General features: G+C 67.5%; 12 protein-coding genes. 4 read left to right on the top strand and 8 right to left on the bottom strand.

The genetic code is table 11. The annotated features are described in order from the left end of the window. Window positions 1–41 precede the first annotated feature (41 nt). Both ACQR1L_RS19550 and ACQR1L_RS19555 read left to right on the top strand, forming a co-directional pair. Window positions 42–1,310, top strand: a complete 1,269-nt coding sequence (locus tag ACQR1L_RS19550; RefSeq protein ID WP_434859542.1) for an HlyD family secretion protein — start codon at window positions 42–44, stop codon at window positions 1,308–1,310. A 10-nt stretch (window positions 1,311–1,320) separates the two neighbouring features. Next, on the top strand, window positions 1,321–2,901 hold the full coding sequence (locus ACQR1L_RS19555) for a DHA2 family efflux MFS transporter permease subunit (protein WP_434859543.1): 1,581 nt from the start codon (window positions 1,321–1,323) through the stop codon (window positions 2,899–2,901). A 388-nt stretch (window positions 2,902–3,289) separates the two neighbouring features. Here the strand turns inward: ACQR1L_RS19555 and ACQR1L_RS19560 are convergent, their stop codons facing one another. Genes ACQR1L_RS19560 through ACQR1L_RS19575 form a run of 4 tightly spaced genes read right to left on the bottom strand, consistent with a single transcriptional unit; the run spans window position 3,290 to window position 7,951 of the window. Next, window positions 3,290–4,141 (bottom strand): fumarylacetoacetate hydrolase family protein, encoded by an 852-nt coding sequence (locus ACQR1L_RS19560; protein WP_434859544.1) that lies wholly within the window; start codon window positions 4,139–4,141, stop codon window positions 3,290–3,292. A gap of 14 nt (window positions 4,142–4,155) precedes the next feature. Then, window positions 4,156–5,475, bottom strand: coding sequence for an MFS transporter (locus ACQR1L_RS19565; protein WP_434859545.1), 1,320 nt, complete (start codon window positions 5,473–5,475; stop codon window positions 4,156–4,158). A gap of 31 nt (window positions 5,476–5,506) precedes the next feature. Further along, complete coding sequence (locus ACQR1L_RS19570; RefSeq protein ID WP_434859546.1) at window positions 5,507–7,027, bottom strand: bifunctional 3-(3-hydroxy-phenyl)propionate/3-hydroxycinnamic acid hydroxylase; 1,521 nt, start codon at window positions 7,025–7,027, stop codon at window positions 5,507–5,509. A gap of 30 nt (window positions 7,028–7,057) precedes the next feature. Then, on the bottom strand, window positions 7,058–7,951 hold the full coding sequence (locus ACQR1L_RS19575; RefSeq protein WP_434859547.1) for a VOC family protein: 894 nt from the start codon (window positions 7,949–7,951) through the stop codon (window positions 7,058–7,060). A 174-nt stretch (window positions 7,952–8,125) separates the two neighbouring features. Here ACQR1L_RS19575 and ACQR1L_RS19580 point away from each other — a divergent pair, with 174 nt between their 5' ends. Then, entirely contained in the window at window positions 8,126–8,845 is a 720-nt protein-coding gene (locus ACQR1L_RS19580) for a GntR family transcriptional regulator (protein ID WP_434859548.1), read from the top strand. A 369-nt stretch (window positions 8,846–9,214) separates the two neighbouring features. Here ACQR1L_RS19580 and ACQR1L_RS19585 read toward each other — a convergent pair whose 3' ends face one another. Continuing rightward, the gene (locus ACQR1L_RS19585; RefSeq protein ID WP_434859549.1) at window positions 9,215–9,871 is read right to left on the bottom strand and encodes a TetR/AcrR family transcriptional regulator; all 657 of its coding nucleotides are present in this window, start codon (window positions 9,869–9,871) and stop codon (window positions 9,215–9,217) included. Window positions 9,872–10,042: 171 nt separating this feature from the next. Between ACQR1L_RS19585 and ACQR1L_RS19590 the strand changes: the two genes are divergently transcribed. After that, a complete protein-coding gene (locus ACQR1L_RS19590; protein WP_434859550.1) occupies window positions 10,043–10,471 on the top strand; it encodes a CHRD domain-containing protein in 429 nt (142 codons plus the stop codon). 13 nt (window positions 10,472–10,484) lie between these two features. Here ACQR1L_RS19590 and ACQR1L_RS19595 read toward each other — a convergent pair whose 3' ends face one another. The 3 genes from ACQR1L_RS19595 to ACQR1L_RS19605 all read right to left on the bottom strand — a co-directional run bounded on the left by ACQR1L_RS19595 (window position 10,485) and on the right by ACQR1L_RS19605 (window position 14,807). Further along, a complete protein-coding gene (locus ACQR1L_RS19595) occupies window positions 10,485–12,059 on the bottom strand; it encodes an EAL domain-containing protein (protein WP_434859551.1) in 1,575 nt (524 codons plus the stop codon). Window positions 12,060–12,226: 167 nt separating this feature from the next. After that, window positions 12,227–13,414: an MFS transporter gene (locus ACQR1L_RS19600; RefSeq protein WP_434859552.1), complete on the bottom strand. Its 1,188-nt coding sequence runs from the start codon at window positions 13,412–13,414 to the stop codon at window positions 12,227–12,229. 28 nt (window positions 13,415–13,442) lie between these two features. After that, a complete protein-coding gene (locus tag ACQR1L_RS19605; protein WP_434859553.1) occupies window positions 13,443–14,807 on the bottom strand; it encodes an NAD(P)-binding domain-containing protein in 1,365 nt (454 codons plus the stop codon). Window positions 14,808–14,839: the final 32 nt, after the last annotated feature.

Below are 14,839 nucleotides of genomic sequence, written 5' to 3' on the forward strand. Positions count from 1 at the left end.
ATTTTAGAACGGAACAGTTTCGTTCTTTTCGGAGCGCCGCAATGGCCGTCCAGTCGTCCACCACCGAGTCCACGCCGCCCTCCAAGCCTTCCGATCCGGCCATCCCGGCGCGCGAGCGCGCGTTGAAGCAATGGCGCGGCGATGCCGTCAAGGAGCTCCGCCGCGAGGCCGATCGGGAAACGCATCAGCCGGATGAGACTGCTCCCGCCCCGGAGGGGCAGAGCGAGCAGGGCGACAAGCCGCGCCGAGGCGTGCTGCGGCGGCATCCGGTGGGGACCGCGCTGGGACTCGTTCTGCTGCTGGCCGCCGCGACCGGAGGCTACATCTATTACGACGCGGCGGGCCATTTCGAGAGCACCGACGACGCCTTCATCGCGGCCCGCCAGTTCTCGATCGCGCCGAAGGTCTCGGGCTACATCACCGCGGTTCCGGTCACCGACAACCAGCATGTCAAGGCCGGCGATGTGATCGCCCGCATCGACGACCGCGACTACAGGACGGCGCTGACGCAGGCCGAGGCGCAGGTGCGATCGGCGGAGGCCGCGATCCACAACATCGACGCGCAGATCGCGGTGCAGCAGGCGCAGATCACCGCGGGCCAGGCCCAGGTCGAGCAGTCGCAGGCCGGGCTGACCTTCGCCCAGCAGCAGGCCGACCGCTATCAGCAGCTCGCCCGCACCGGCTCCGGCACGGTGCAGAGCGAGCAGCAATATACCTCGCAGCTCCAGCAGGCGAAGGCCGGACTGACCTCGGCGCAGGCCAACCTGCAGGTCGCGCAGCGGCAGCTCGAGTCGCTGAAGGCGCAGCGCGAGAGCGCCGATGCCAATCTCGCCCAGGCGCAGGCGCAGCGCGACCAGGCGCAGCTCAATCTGTCCTACACCACGGTGACCGCGGCGCAGCCGGGCCGTGTCGTCAACCTCAGCGCCGCCGACGGCCAGTTCGCCGCCCAAGGCACGGCGCTGTCGATGTTCGTGCCCGACGAGGTCTGGGTCACCGCCAATTTCAAAGAGACTCAGCTCGACCAGATGCGTCCCGGCCAGCCGGTGACCCTCGAGATCGACGCCTATCCGGAGCGCGAGATCCGCGGCCATGTCGCCAGCGTGCAGTCCGGTTCGGGCCCGGCGTTCTCGCTGCTGCCGCCGCAGAACGCGACTGGCAACTACGTCAAGATCGTGCAGCGCGTGCCGGTGAAGATCGACATGGACGATCCGCCGACCGATGTCGCGCTCGGCCCAGGCATGTCGGTGGTGCCGACCGTGCGGGTCGATCCCAAGCCCTCGCTCTATGAGCGGCTGAAGGCCGTGCTGTAAGAGGTTCGCCATGAGTGAGGCTGCTGCTCCCTCCGCGCCGCGCGCCGGCAGTCCGTGGATCATCGCGGTGCTGGTTGCGCTCGCGACCTTCATGGAGGTGCTCGACACCACCATCGCCAACGTCGCGCTGCCCTATATCGCGGGCGGCATGGGCGTCAGCCAGGACGAATCCTCCTGGGTAGTGACGACCTATCTCGTCTCCAACGCGATCATCCTGACCGCGTCGAGCTATCTCGCCAAGCGCCTGGGCCGCAAGACCTTCTTCATCATGTGCCTCGGCCTGTTCACCCTGAGCTCGGTGCTGTGCGGCTTCGCCTGGAACCTCCAGGTGCTCTTGCTGTTCCGGATCCTGCAGGGGCTCGGCGGCGGCGGCATGGTGCCGGTGGCGCAATCGATCCTCGCCGATTCCTTTCCGCCTGAGAAGCGTGGCCAGGCGTTCGCGCTGTTCGGCGTCGCCGTTGTCGTCGCGCCTGTGGTCGGTCCGACGCTCGGCGGCTATCTCTCGGACAATGCCTCCTGGCACTGGTGCTTCCTGATCAACGGTCCCGTCGGCGTCGCCGCGATGGTGCTGATCGGGCTGATCCTCAAGGAGCCGCAGGAGGTCACCGAGGAGCGGCGCAAGCAGGCGCATGGCTTCGACGTCGTCGGCTTCATCCTGGTCGCGACCTTCCTTGGCGCGCTCGAACTGATGCTCGATCGCGGCCTGGAGGACGACTGGTTCGACTCCCGCTTCATCGTGATCACTGCCGCGGTCTGTGTCACCGCCTTCATCGCCATGATCCCGTGGGAGATGAACCAGAAGAACCCGACGGTCGACGTGCGCATGCTGGCCTCGCGCCAGTTCGGCGCCTGCTTCCTGGTGATGCTCGCGACCGGCGCCATCCTGCTCGGCACCACGCAGATGCTGCCGCAGATGGTGCAGCAGGATTTCGGCTATACCGCCACCTGGGCCGGCCTCGTGCTGTCGCCCGGCGGCCTGGTCACCATGGCCATGATGTTCGCGGTCGGGCGGCTTTCCGGCAAGGTACAGCCGAAATACATGATCATGACCGGCGCCGCCGTCGTGGCGTTCGCGATGTATGACCTGACGCGGGTCTACGCCAATGTCGACTTCTGGTTCTTCGCGGAGTCCCGCATGCTGATCGGCATCGGCCTGCCGCTGATCTTCCTGTCGATCACGACCGCGTCCTACAACGGCATTCCCCCTGAACGAACCGACCAGGCCTCGGCGCTGATCAACGCCGCGCGTAACACCGGCGGCTCGATCGGCGTGTCTCTCGCCGCCAATATCCTCGCGCATCGCGGCCAGTTCCACCAAAACCGTCTCGTCGAGGGCACGATCCCGTCGAACCCGGCCTATCAGGACACGCTGAACCAGGTGACCAACTACTTCGCCGCCCACGGCAGCTCGATGGTACTGGCGAAGCAGCAGGCGCTGGCCTGGATCGGCCAGACCGTGCAGATGCAGTCCTCGCTGCTGGCCTATGTGGATGTGTATTGGGCGCTGATGCTGATCTCACTTTCGGCGATTCCGCTGGCGCTGACCTTGCGCAAGGTGAAGCTCGGCGGCGGCCCGGCAATGGCGCATTGAGGGGGAATTGGGATCTCGGCTGTCATTCCGGGGCGATGCGCAAGCATCGAACTACGTTGCGCAGTTGCGCACCTGAGAATCTCGAGATTCCGGGTTCAGCCCTGGCGGGCTGCCCCGGAATGACAATGGCCTCCTGACTCTCGCTCCCGCTTCCCGTCATTCCGGGCTCATTCGCGCTGCCTCAAAATGGCTTCGCCATTTGCGCGCGAATGCCCCGGAATGACGGAGGAGAGCGTTCGATTGTAGGGTGGGCAAAGGCGCTGCCGTGCTCTCTCCACCAACGCCGGCGACAATGGCGGCGTGCCAACCGTTGGCTGATGAGTTCGCCGATGCACGGTGGACAAGCCGCCGCCTTCGGCGGCGGCTTTGCCCACCCTACAAGGCGAGCTCACACCGCTTCGTCCGCGATCCCGTTCCGCAGCAGCCCGATCTTGTCGATCTCGACCTCCACCACGTCGCCCGGCTTCATCCACAGCGGGGGCGTGCGGCGGGAGCCGACGCCGCCGGGGGTCCCGGTGGCGATGACGTCGCCGGGCTCGAGCCGGGTGAAGGACGAGCAATATTCGATCTGGCGCGGGATATCGAAGATCATCTGGCTGATCGTCGCCTCCTGCACCACCTCGCCGTTCAGCCGCGTCTGCAGCTTGAGCGGGCCGAGATCGTCGATCTCGTCAGCCGTCACCAGCCACGGCCCGAACGCGCCGGTGTCGGGGAAATTCTTGCCCGGGGTGAACTGATGCGTATGGCGCTGGAAGTCGCGCACGCTGCCCTCATTGTAGCAGGCATAGCCGGCGATGTGCTTGAAGGCCTCGGCGCGCGGGATGTAGCGGCCGGGCTTGCCGATGACGATGGCGAGCTCGCCTTCGAAATCGAGATCGGTCGAGACACGCGGGCGGATGATGTTCGCAAGATGCCCGGTCTGGCTGTTGGCGAAGCGGCCGAACACCGTGGGGTTCTCGACCTCTGAGCGGCCGGTCTCCTTGCGGTGGGTCTCGTAGTTCAGGCCGATGCAGAGGATCTTGTCGGGGTTGGGGATGACAGGCAGGAAGGTGATGGCCGACAGCGCATGCCGCTTGGCGCCGCTGGCCGCCGCCGCCGCCTCCTTCAGCGCATCGGCGGTGATCGCCGATTTCAGGTCCGGGAAGCGATCGCGCAAGACGACGCCGAGATCGGCGACCTCGTCGCCTTCGACCAGTCCCCAGGACGGCGTGTTGTTGATGGTGAAGCTCGCGAATTTCATGGGATGTCCTCTGGTCAGGTCGAGACCGCCGCGATGGCGGAGGGGGAGGTTGGTTCCTGCGCCGTCCGCGCGAAGCGCGCAATGGTGCGCTCCGGGAAGATCAGGGCGAAGGCGGAGATGGCGCCGACGATGAGCACGCCGGCGGTGAAGGTCATGGCATGGGCATAGCCGAGCGGCGCGTTGGGACCGGCCTCGCCGACGATCCAGCCGGTGAGCGCGTTCGAGATCAGCGCCGAGGCGGCGTTGCCCGAATAGATCACGACGATCAGACGGCCGCGCTGCACGGCCGGCGCGATGGCGCCGAGCGCGACCGGGCCGAAGATCGTGGTGAGGCTGGGAGCTGCGAAGGCAATCGCGACGCAGGCGAGTTGCAGCGGGCCCGTGGTGACGATGCTGAGCAGCAGCGCGCAGCCGGCGGCGAGCAGCGCCAGCCCCGAGGCATGGCCGAGGCAGGCGCGCAGGCTGAAGCCCTTACGCTGCAGGAATTGCGTGAGCCATGAGCCGCCGAGCAGCAGCGGCGACTGGAACAGGTAGATGCCCGAAATGATCCAGCCGACCTCGACCTGCTTGTAGCCAAGCCCGAGCTGCAGAAAAGGCGGCAGCCACGTCGCGGACATGCCGACGATCCAGTACGACGCGGTCGACATGATGATAACGCCGATCACGGTGGCATCGCCCCACAGCACGCGCGCGGGCAGCGCCTTGTCGCTCGCAACGGCCTGCGGCGCCTGCGCCGAGTAGGGGCCTTCGCCGCCGACGAAGAACCAGCCGACCATCCAGGCGAGCCCGAGCAGGCCGCAGAACAGGAAGCCAGTGCGCCAGCCATAGTTGACGATCACATAAGTCAGGATCGGACCGCCCGCCAACAGACCGACGCTGATGCCCTGCAGCACCACGGCGCTCGGCACGCTGCGCCTGTCCTGCGGAAACCAGTTGTAGCAGGCATGCAGCGCGGTCGGCAGGCCAGGGCCTTCGCCGGCGCCGAGGATGATGCGGCAGATCACCAGCACGGCGATCGAGCTGGAGAAGAAGATCGGCAGCTGCGTCGCCGACCAGATGCCGGCCATGATCAGCAGCAGCCATTTCACCGGGAAGCGGCCGACCACGAACATGCCGACCGCCATGCCCGACAGCGAGAACAGCAGGAAGAAGCTGCTGCCGATCAGGCCGAAATCCTTCGGGCTCAGGCCCAGCTCCTTCATCATCGGCACGGCCGACAGGCCGAACACCAGCTTGTCGAAGAAGTTCAAGGTCTGGAACAGGAACAGCATGATGAGGACGGCGATGGCGCGTCCTCCTGCCGATCCGGTCGTGGCTCCCGTTGGTGTCGTCATGGCGCTTCCCCGTGTGATGTTGTTGTTTTGATTAGTTCAGTCGGTCGTTCAGCTCGCTCAGTAGCGCGGCAAGTTCCGGAGCGTCCTTGGCGACGCCGTAGACGTAGTGGTCGGGCCGCACCAGCGCGGCGTGGCAGCCATGGCGCTCGAACCAGCGTTCGACCACGCCGCTTTCCTCCCGCAGGCCGCCGCCGCCGATGGCGATCGCCGTGATGTCGGACGGCAGGGCCGGAGCGTTCAGCGCGCGGCCGTCGAGCACGAGGCGCCAGCCGGTGCCAGCGACCGTGTCGAGCAGTGCGCGGCCGCCGTCGCCGACGATCCAGGGCTGCGGAAACAGCGTGCCGTTGGCGGCGTTCGGCTTCGAGGCCAGCAACCCCGTCGTGAGCGGCGGCACGATCTCCTGCCGGGTGATGGTGCGTGGCGCGCCGCCGCCTTCGGCGAGAATGCGTTCGTCGCGCGCTGCCGCGGCGACCGGATCCTGCTCGCAGATGACGCGGCCGATCGCCTTGATGCGCGTGGTGAGCTCGCGCACATGGGTGCTGCGCTCGGCTTCGTAGCTGTCGAGCAGCGTGTCATGCGACTTGCCGCGCAGCACGCGGATCAGCTTCCAGCTGAGGTTCGCTGCATCGCGCAGGCCCTGGCACATGCCCTGGCCGATGAAGGGCGGCTGCTGATGCGCGGCGTCGCCGGCGAGCAGCACGCGGCCCTGCCGCCAGCGGCTCGCGACCAGCGCATGGAAGCGATAGCTCGCCGCGCGCCACAGCTCGCCATCCTCGGGAGAGAGCCAGGGCGACAACAGGCGCCAGACCTGATCCGGCTGCTCCATTGCATGGCGGTCCTCGCCGGGGCGGAGCATGATCTCGAAGCGGCGGTGATTGCCGGGCCCGATGATGTAGGTCGTCGGCCGCGCCGGATTGCAGAACTGAGCGGCCGTCTTTGGCAGCTTGCCGGCGCCTGTCACGTTGACGCGCAGGTCCACCACCAGCCACGGCTCGTCGAAGTCGAGATCGTCGAAGCGGATGCCGAATGTCTGGCGAACGGTGCTGGAGGCACCGTCGCAGGCGATGACGTAGTCGGCGCTGACCTCGCGCGTGCTGCCGTCCTCTCGCTGCAGCACGACGGTTGCCGCGTTCGCATCCTGCCGGATGTCGGTCAGCGTCGTGCCGAGCTCGACCGTCACCGAGGGACAGGCGGCGACACGGTCGCGCATCACCTGCTCGACCGGCGGCTGGGTGAACACCATGCTCGGCGTGTAGCCGAGCGGGTAGGGCTCGCCGACCATGTCGATGCGCCGGATCAATTGCCCTTGCGCGCCAAAGTGCTCGGAGGCCGGGAACGGCGCGACGTAGCGGCTGACCTCACCGGCGATGCCGAGATTGTCGAACAGCCGCATGATCTCGTGGTCGAGGGCGATCGCACGCGGCTTGTCGTAGATCTCGCGGGCGCGGTCGATCGCGAGCGTGGAGATGCCCGCGCGGCCGAGCAGGCTGGCTGCGACGGCGCCGGTCGGACCGAAGCCGATGATGACGACCTGATGATGTTCTGCTGACATGACGCGGGAGGCTCGTAGCTGGGACTGGGATCAGGCGGCGAAGCCGACCGCGAGCTGCGCGGCCTTGACGTGATCGGCCTTGGGCGGCGCGATGCCCCATTGATCGGTGCGGCCGGGCGGCCAGACCCAATGCTCCGGGCCGTGCACGACATAGTCGTCGTCGACCTGCAGCACCTCGGCGGTGTATTCGATGACGGTACCGACGGGATCGATGAAATAGGCGAACACGTTGTTGCCCGGCCCGTGGCGGCCGACGCCCCAGGCGATCGGATAGCCGGCATCGATCATGCGGCCGGCGCCGCGCATCACGCCCTCCCAGGTCGGCATCAGGAAGGCGACGTGGTTCAGGCTGTTCACCTTGGCGCTCGCGATGACGACGGCATGGTGGTCGGAATTGCAGCGGACGAAGGCCATCGCCGCCGAGCGATCCGTCAGCTGGAAGCCGAGCGCCTTCTCATAGAACGCGGCGGTGCGGTCCACATCGGTGCTGTTGAGATTGACGTGGGCGAGGCGCTCCGGCAGCTCCGGCCGCGATGGCCTGGCCTCATGCGTGATGTCGCCATGCACGAAGCGCAGCGTGCAGCCCTCCGGGCTGCGCAGGCTCAGGATCACGCCGCCATCTGGCGCCGGGTTCGGCGCGGCGGCCGCGATCAAGGTCGCGCCCTCGCGGATGGCGTGGCGGGCGATGGGCTCGAAATCGCTGACCTCGGCGACGCGGAACGTCACCGCCTTCAACTCGGTGCGGTCGCTTCGGTGCAGCGCGACGACGTGATGGTCGCTCCCGGTCGCGCGCAGATAGACGACGCCATCGGCCGTCGCGACCCGCTCCAGCCCCCAGACGTCGCGATAGAACGCCTCGGACCGGCCGAGATCGGACGTGCCGAGGTCGACGCTGCGCAGAGCCGTGACCGGAAATCGGGTCATGGACGAGTCCTCCGGCGCGATCCCTGGCAGGAGCGCGCGATGCTTTTTGCTTTCGGCCGGCGAGGCGGCTGAGCTCTTTTATTACATAAAAAATTGAAATCAATCATAATTTATAAATTTTATGTCTCGAGACCAAGCTCTATACATGAGCGGCGATTCCGAGGGAGATCGAAATTGGACGCGGTGATCGAGGCCGACGGGCAGGGCCCGTCGACCCAGGCAAGCCATGTGTATGACCGGTTGCGCGAGGACCTGCTGTCCGGGCGGCTGGCACCGTCGCGCAAGCTACAGATGCGCTTCCTGACCGAGACCTATCAGACCGGGCAGACGCCGCTGCGCGAGGCGCTCAACCGCCTCACCGCCGACGGGCTGGTCGAGGTGCGCGAGCAGCGCGGCTTCTACGTCAAGGACATCAGTCGCGCCGAGCTCGCCGAACTGACCAAGACGCGCTGCTGGGTCGAGGCGCTGGCGCTGCGGGAGTCGATGAAGGCGGCAACGCCGTCCTGGGAGGAACAACTGGTGCTGGCGCAGCATCGCCTCAGCCGCGCGCCGCGCTCGCTCAGCGCCACGACGTTCGAGGACAATAAGGAGTGGGAAAAGCTGCACCGGATCTATCATCGCGTTCTGATCGCAAATTGCGGCTCGCAATCTCTGATCGGATTCTGCGAGCAGCTCGCCGACCAGCTCTATCGCTACCGCCGGCTCTCGATCCGCAAGGCGTTCCCGTCACGCGCCGTCGGCGACGAGCACGCCGCAATCGTGCAGGCGGTGCTGAACGCCGATGTCGAGGGCGCGGTCGCGCTATTGACCGCGCACTACCAGCGCACGGCCGACGTCATCCTGCAGGACGAGACGATCTTTCCGGAGCTGAGGGCGAGGGGCGGGGAGAAATAGGTGTTGCGGCATCTGCCGGAGTGCCAGCTCCAGCGCGACGCCTAGCGCATCCCCAACATCGTGAGTGATGTGCCGGCTCTCTCCCCCCGTCATTCCGGGGCGCGCGCAGCGCGAGCCCGGAATCCATAACCACGTCTGTCAGCGTGGCCCACGCTTTCCGCCACGCGCAGCTCGCACCTCATCGCAGCCTGAGGCTATGGATTCCGGGCTCGTTCGCGCTGCTCCAAAATGGCTGCGCCATTTTGCGCGCGAACGCCCCGGGATGACGTGCGGAGAGAGTTGCATGCATTCTCTCCTCTCGTCAGTCCGGGCGCTTATACGGACTATTTGCTGAGCCGTGTTCCGCGCAGATGCTGTTGGACTGCCTTCTCACGTCGCCGCCGACAGGAAAAAATCCACACGCCCTTCCACATAGGCCTGCGCTTCCTTTTTCAGCGCGCGCATGTCTTCGCCGAGCAGGGCGCGGAACAGCATCGAGAACACGACGAGATCGATGAAGATCTTCGCGGTCTCCCCGATCCTGTCGGCTGCGAAGGCGCCCTTGCCGTAAAGGCCTTCGGCGCGTGCCAATTCGGCGATCGCTTGGCCGACATTGCGCGTCGCGCGCTCGCGCGCCGAATCCTGGATCTCCAGCGTCAGTTCGGGGAAGCGCGGGTTCTCGGCGATCGCCGTGCGCATCAGGCCGATGGTCTCGCCGACGAAGGCGCGCTCGATCAGCGTCAGCGCCAGGTTGACGAGGCGCGCGCGGAAGCTGCGCCCCTGCGGCACCAAATTCTCATATTGCGTGTTGTTCGCCGCCTGGCGGGCGATCACCGCCGCGAACAGCGCCGCCTTGCTGGGGAAGCGCGCGTAGATTGTCGGCTTGCCGGCCCGCGCGGTCTGCGCGATTTCGTCGACGCTGGCGCCCTCGAAGCCGTGGGCGAGGAACACCGTCTTGGCGGCATCCAGGATGCGCTCCTCGACCTCGCCGGCACGTTCGAGCGAGGGCCGTCCGACCTTGCCGCGCGCCGTCTTGGAAGCAGCCATCCGTTCCGCCATCGCCTTCTGTCGTGCTCCTCGTGGGGGTCCGCCTGTTTGGCACAGCGGCCGCTTCTGATCAATCAAGCCGGCTGCCGCGGGTTCAGTACGGCTTGCGGAATATCGGCTTGCCTCGAGGGGTCTCACACTCCAGACTGCGGAAAACATCTGGGGGAAACCATGCATCGGACGTCTGGCTGGGCGCTGCTCGCCTTCTTGGCCGGCCTCGCGGCCGCGCCGCTCGCTCACGCCGACACCGTCGTCCTGAAATCGGAGCTGAAGGCCGCAAACGAGGTGCCGCCGAACGCGAGTACGGCCTCGGGCACCGCGGAGGCAACCTTCGACATCGCGACCAGGACGCTGACCTGGAAGATCACCTTCTCAGGCCTCAGCGGGCCGCCGATCGGCGCGCATTTCCACGGCCCGAGCGAGCCCGGCAAGACCGCCGGCATCGTGCTGCCGTTCAAGAGTCCGGAGCCGCCGATCACCGGCGCGGCGGCGCTCACCGAGGCGCAGGCCGCCGATCTGCTGGCCGGGAAGTGGTACGCCAACATCCACACCCAGGCCAACCCGGGCGGCGAGATCCGCGGCCAGATGATCAGGCAGTAGTTGGACGAGCGCGCTACGCCGCCAGCTCCGGCTTGGTCACGCGGCCGGCCGGAGCCGCGATGCGCCGCATCTCGAGGAACTGCTTGAAGCGGTCGAGCGACAGCGGCGGGGCGACCAGATAACCCTGGCCTTCCTCGACGCCGCAGGCGATCAGTGCGTCGACCTGCTCCTGATGCTCGATGCCCTCGGCCACGACGGACATGTCGAGCTCGCGCGCCAGCGCCACCAGCATCTGCACCACCACGACCGCCGACTGGTCGCGCGTGATCGCATCGACGAAGAACTTGTCGATCTTCAGGATGCGCGCGCCGAGCCGCTGGATGGTGGAGAGCCCGCTGTGGCCGATGCCGACGTCGTCGAGCGCGATGCGGAAGCCGAGCTCGCTGAGCTCCTTCACCACCGTCGTCGCCTTGGTGAGGTCGGCGAGTTCCTCGCGCTCGGTGACCTCGAGCACGACCTGGCGGGTCGAGACCGAGGAGGAGGCGACAACCTTGCGCAGCTCCTCGATGAAGCCGTCGCCGAGCAGATGGCGCGGCGTGATGTTGACCGACATCTTGAACAGCTTGTCCTGCTTCATCTCCGGCTGCAGTTCGCGCAGCGCGGCCTTCAGGATCTGCCAGGTCAGCTTCTCGATGCGGCCGGTGTTTTCGGCGAGCGGGATGAAGCTCATCGGCTGGATCACCCGGCCGTCGGCTCGCTCCCAGCGCGCCAGAATCTCGCAGCCGACGATATCGCCGGTCTTCAACCGGAAGGTCGGCTGCAGATAGGGCTTGAACTCATGGGCCGCGAGCCCGCGGTCGAGTTCGGCGACCGGATCGACCGGCCGGTTGAGGTAGCTCGCGAGCAGCAGGCCGAACAGGCCTCCGAGCATGCCGGCGGCGAGCATGGTCAGGAGATAGGCTGTCTCCTGCCGCGCGCTCAGGCCGTGCGGCCGGACATGGATCGTGGCCTGCAGCGGATAGCGGTCGGACACGGTGGTGAAGGCCACGGATTGCGCTGACGGCCTCGCCGCTGCGCCTGGATGATAGCCGGCGACCTGCTCGCCGTCCGGCAAAGTGAGCGTGACGTCGCTCTCGCCGCGCAGACCGACCGGCATCACGTCGAGCAGATTGCCGTCGATGCGCAGGATCGCCGCCAGCGATGTCGAGGCGTCGATGTCGCGCATCACCGCGAACGCGGCGCCCGTGAACTGCTCGACCCGGAACAGCCGCAGCTCGCCGTCGGTCGACTTGAACATCTCCTCCTGCCGCGCCCAGCCATTGTCGAATTCGAGCGTCTCGGGATAGGCCGCGCACAGCACCGAGCCGTGCCGATCGACGGTGCGAATGTCCTTGACGATCGTTCCTTGATAGACGCTCAGGCGCAACGCCTGCAGCGCGAGGGCGCTGCAATCCATCGGCCCCTTGGCGATCAGGCGGTTGAGGATCGCGCCGGCGGAATCGATCGCGGCCTCGGAACGGCGCAGCGCCACCTTGCTGAGTTCGCTGAGCTGCCGTGTCGTCTGGCCGCCGATCAGTGCGGTCACGGCGAGATCGGCGCCGGCCAGGAAGATCCCGACACAGGCGGCCACGGCACCGACACGAAGCATGTGTTTGCGTTGCAACGCCATCGTGTCGTGAACGTCCCCCGTATGATCACGGGTTATCGTTTCGTCGAAGTTTCAACTTTCCGTATATGCGCGCCGTCCTGCCGGGCCGCGGCGTCCGACCGGTGCGGAAGCCCCAAAAGCTGGTTAAGAAAGTCTGAAGGACCGGCTCACGCCGCCTCGTCCGGCGCGCTGCCTGGGACCGCCGTTTCGGCGCGCTCGGCCGCGAGCAGCATCAGGGCTGTCAGCGCCGACAGGCTGAGGCTTGCCGAGACGATCAGCACGCCGCGGCCGAGCGCGTCGATCAGCAGGCCGAACAGCAGCGGCGCGAACGCCTGGCAGATCCGCGACGGCGCGCCGATCAGGCCGAGCCGGTAGGCGTAGTTGGCGGGGCCGAAGATCGCGAGCGGCAGCGTGCCGCGCGCGATCGTGAGAATGCCGTTGCCGGAGCCGTGCAGCAGCGCGAAGGCCGCCGCGGCGCCGCCGCCGAACAGGCCGATGGTCAGCGCGCCGAGCGGGTGGGTGACGCAGGCGAGCCGCGCCGAGGCCAGCGGATGGAAGCGGCTGAGAAAGCCGGCCTCGAACACCCGCGCGGCGACCTGCGCGGGACCGATCATCATGCCGGCGAACAGCGCCTGCGCCGGCGTCGCGCCGAACGATTCCATCAGCCGCGGCAGATGCACGGCCATCGCCGCGGTCACGGTCCAGGCCGCGGCCATCGCAAACGCGATCAGCACCATCGGACGGTCGAGCGGGATGTTCGGCTTGCCCGTGGGCAGGTCGCCGGGAGCGATCGCGGTGGCGCGCGGCAGCGACAGATTGAGCGGCAGGCCGATGACGAGATGCGCGATCGCCCAGGCGAAGCAGGTCTCGCGCCAGCCGATCGTGGCGAGTCCCCAGGTGCTGAGCGGCCAGCCCACAGTGGAGGCAAAGCCTGCGATCAGCGTGATGCCGGTGATCGCGCCGCGCGCGTCCTTGCCATAGATGCGCCCGAGCGCGCCGAACGCGGCGTCGTAGAGGCCGAGGCCCATGCCGACGCCGAGCCACAGCCAGGCGATCGCCATCACCCAGAGGGAATGCGACAGGCCGAGCAGCGTGAGCCCGATCGCCAGCACGATATTGGAGGCGCACAGCACCTGCCGGCCGCCGACGCGATCGATCTGCCGGCCGATGCGCGGGCCGAGCAGACCGGAGATGATCAGCGAGGCCGAGAAGGCGGCGAAGAACCAGTTGTCGGAGATGCCGAGATCGCGCGCGATCGGGTCGGCGAGGATCGCCGGCAGATAGTAGCTCGATCCCCAGGCCAAGGTCTGGGCGGTGCCGAGAGCGATGACCACGCCCAGCCGTCGTGCCTGCATTCTCTACAACCTCTCGTTCGCGCTTTCGTCAGGAGCAGCCGCAGCCGCTGCGGCCCGCCGCCTTGGCCTTGGCGTCATCAGCGCAGCAACTGTCTACCTCCGCCGGCGCCGGTCCGCCACAGCAGCCGGACAGGGCTGCAATGCTCTCCAGTCCGCCGCGCGTGCAGACGCCGGTCTCGGGCAGTTGCAGCTCGACGCGCGCGGCCGCGGCCTTGTCGCCGGCGATATCCGCGGTGATCGAGCGCACCTGCTCGTAGCCCGTCATCATCAGGAAGGTCGGCGCGCGGCCATAGCTCTTCATGCCGGCGAGATAGAGGCCGGGCTCGTCGGCCTGCGCCAGCTCGCGGGCGCCGTGCGGCCGCACCGTGCCGCAGGAATGCTCGTTCGGATCGATCAGCGGCGCCAGCGCGACCGGCGCCTCGATGGCAGGATCGAGCCGCAGCCGCAGCTCCGACAGCAGCGAGAGATCCGGGCGGAAGCCGGTGGCCACGATCAACTCGTCGGCCCGGACGCTGCGATCGCCACTCGCGATGATCTGCAGCCGTCCATCGTCGCCGGCGATACGGCTGACGTGAAATCCGGCCTCGACGCGGATGCGCTCCGAGCGCACCAGCGCGGCGAAGGCCATGCCGAGCTCACCCCGCGCCGCGAGCTGGTCGGCGCTGCCGCCGCCGAACGATTTGGCGGGATCATCTGCCCGCAGCAGCCAGATCGCCTGCGTGCCCGGCGCCTCCTCGGCCATGGCTGCGAGGTCGATCAGGGTGCCGATCGCGGAATGCCCGGCGCCGAGCACGGCCGTGGTCTTGCCGGCATAGCGGTGGCGCTGAGCGCCACTGACGTCGGGCATGCCATAGGCGATGCGCGATGCATGCTCGGTCTCGCCGAGCGCGGGCAGACCATTGCCGCCGGCGGGATTGGGCGAGAACCAGGTGCCGGAGACGTCGATCACCGCATCGGCCTGCATCGCCGCACAGCCTTTGCCGTTGCGATACCGCAGCTCGAACGGCGCGGTGCTGCGGCCCTTCGACTTGGCCTTGTCGAAGCCGACACGGCTGATCGCGGTGACGCGGTGCGAGGTCCTGATCACATCGCGCAGCGCGCTGCGGGTCGCCAGCGGCGCCAGATAGCTCTCGATCAGCTCGCGGCCGGTCGGGTAGACCTCGGGGTCCGGCGAATTCCACCCCGTCCCCGCGAGCAGCCGCGCCGCCGCCGTATCGACATTGTACTTCCACGGCGAGAACAGCTGGACATGCTGCCACTGCCGCACGGCGTGCGCGGCCTCGGGACCGGCTTCCAGCACGACCGGCCGCAATCCGCGCTGCAGCGCATGGGCCGCCGCGGCGAGCCCGACCGGGCCCGCGCCGATGATGGCGACCGTCTTGGCTTCCGACATGATTGACCTCCTGTATTTCTAGAATGATCGAA

Origin of the sequence: Bradyrhizobium sp. HKCCYLR20261 (assembly GCF_051168435.1) — a bacterium.
Lineage (GTDB): Bacteria > Pseudomonadota > Alphaproteobacteria > Rhizobiales > Xanthobacteraceae > Bradyrhizobium.

Coding starts and splice junctions, on each gene's coding strand:
- ACQR1L_RS19550 (WP_434859542.1), top strand. CDS start 42: ATGGCCGTCCAGTCGTCCACCACCGAGTCCACGCCGCCCTCCAAGCCT.
- ACQR1L_RS19555 (WP_434859543.1), top strand. CDS start 1,321: ATGAGTGAGGCTGCTGCTCCCTCCGCGCCGCGCGCCGGCAGTCCGTGG.
- ACQR1L_RS19560 (WP_434859544.1), bottom strand. CDS start 4,141: ATGAAATTCGCGAGCTTCACCATCAACAACACGCCGTCCTGGGGACTG.
- ACQR1L_RS19565 (WP_434859545.1), bottom strand. CDS start 5,475: ATGACGACACCAACGGGAGCCACGACCGGATCGGCAGGAGGACGCGCC.
- ACQR1L_RS19570 (WP_434859546.1), bottom strand. CDS start 7,027: ATGTCAGCAGAACATCATCAGGTCGTCATCATCGGCTTCGGTCCGACC.
- ACQR1L_RS19575 (WP_434859547.1), bottom strand. CDS start 7,951: ATGACCCGATTTCCGGTCACGGCTCTGCGCAGCGTCGACCTCGGCACG.
- ACQR1L_RS19585 (WP_434859549.1), bottom strand. CDS start 9,871: ATGGCTGCTTCCAAGACGGCGCGCGGCAAGGTCGGACGGCCCTCGCTC.
- ACQR1L_RS19590 (WP_434859550.1), top strand. CDS start 10,043: ATGCATCGGACGTCTGGCTGGGCGCTGCTCGCCTTCTTGGCCGGCCTC.
- ACQR1L_RS19595 (WP_434859551.1), bottom strand. CDS start 12,059: ATGCTTCGTGTCGGTGCCGTGGCCGCCTGTGTCGGGATCTTCCTGGCC.
- ACQR1L_RS19600 (WP_434859552.1), bottom strand. CDS start 13,414: ATGCAGGCACGACGGCTGGGCGTGGTCATCGCTCTCGGCACCGCCCAG.
- ACQR1L_RS19605 (WP_434859553.1), bottom strand. CDS start 14,807: ATGTCGGAAGCCAAGACGGTCGCCATCATCGGCGCGGGCCCGGTCGGG.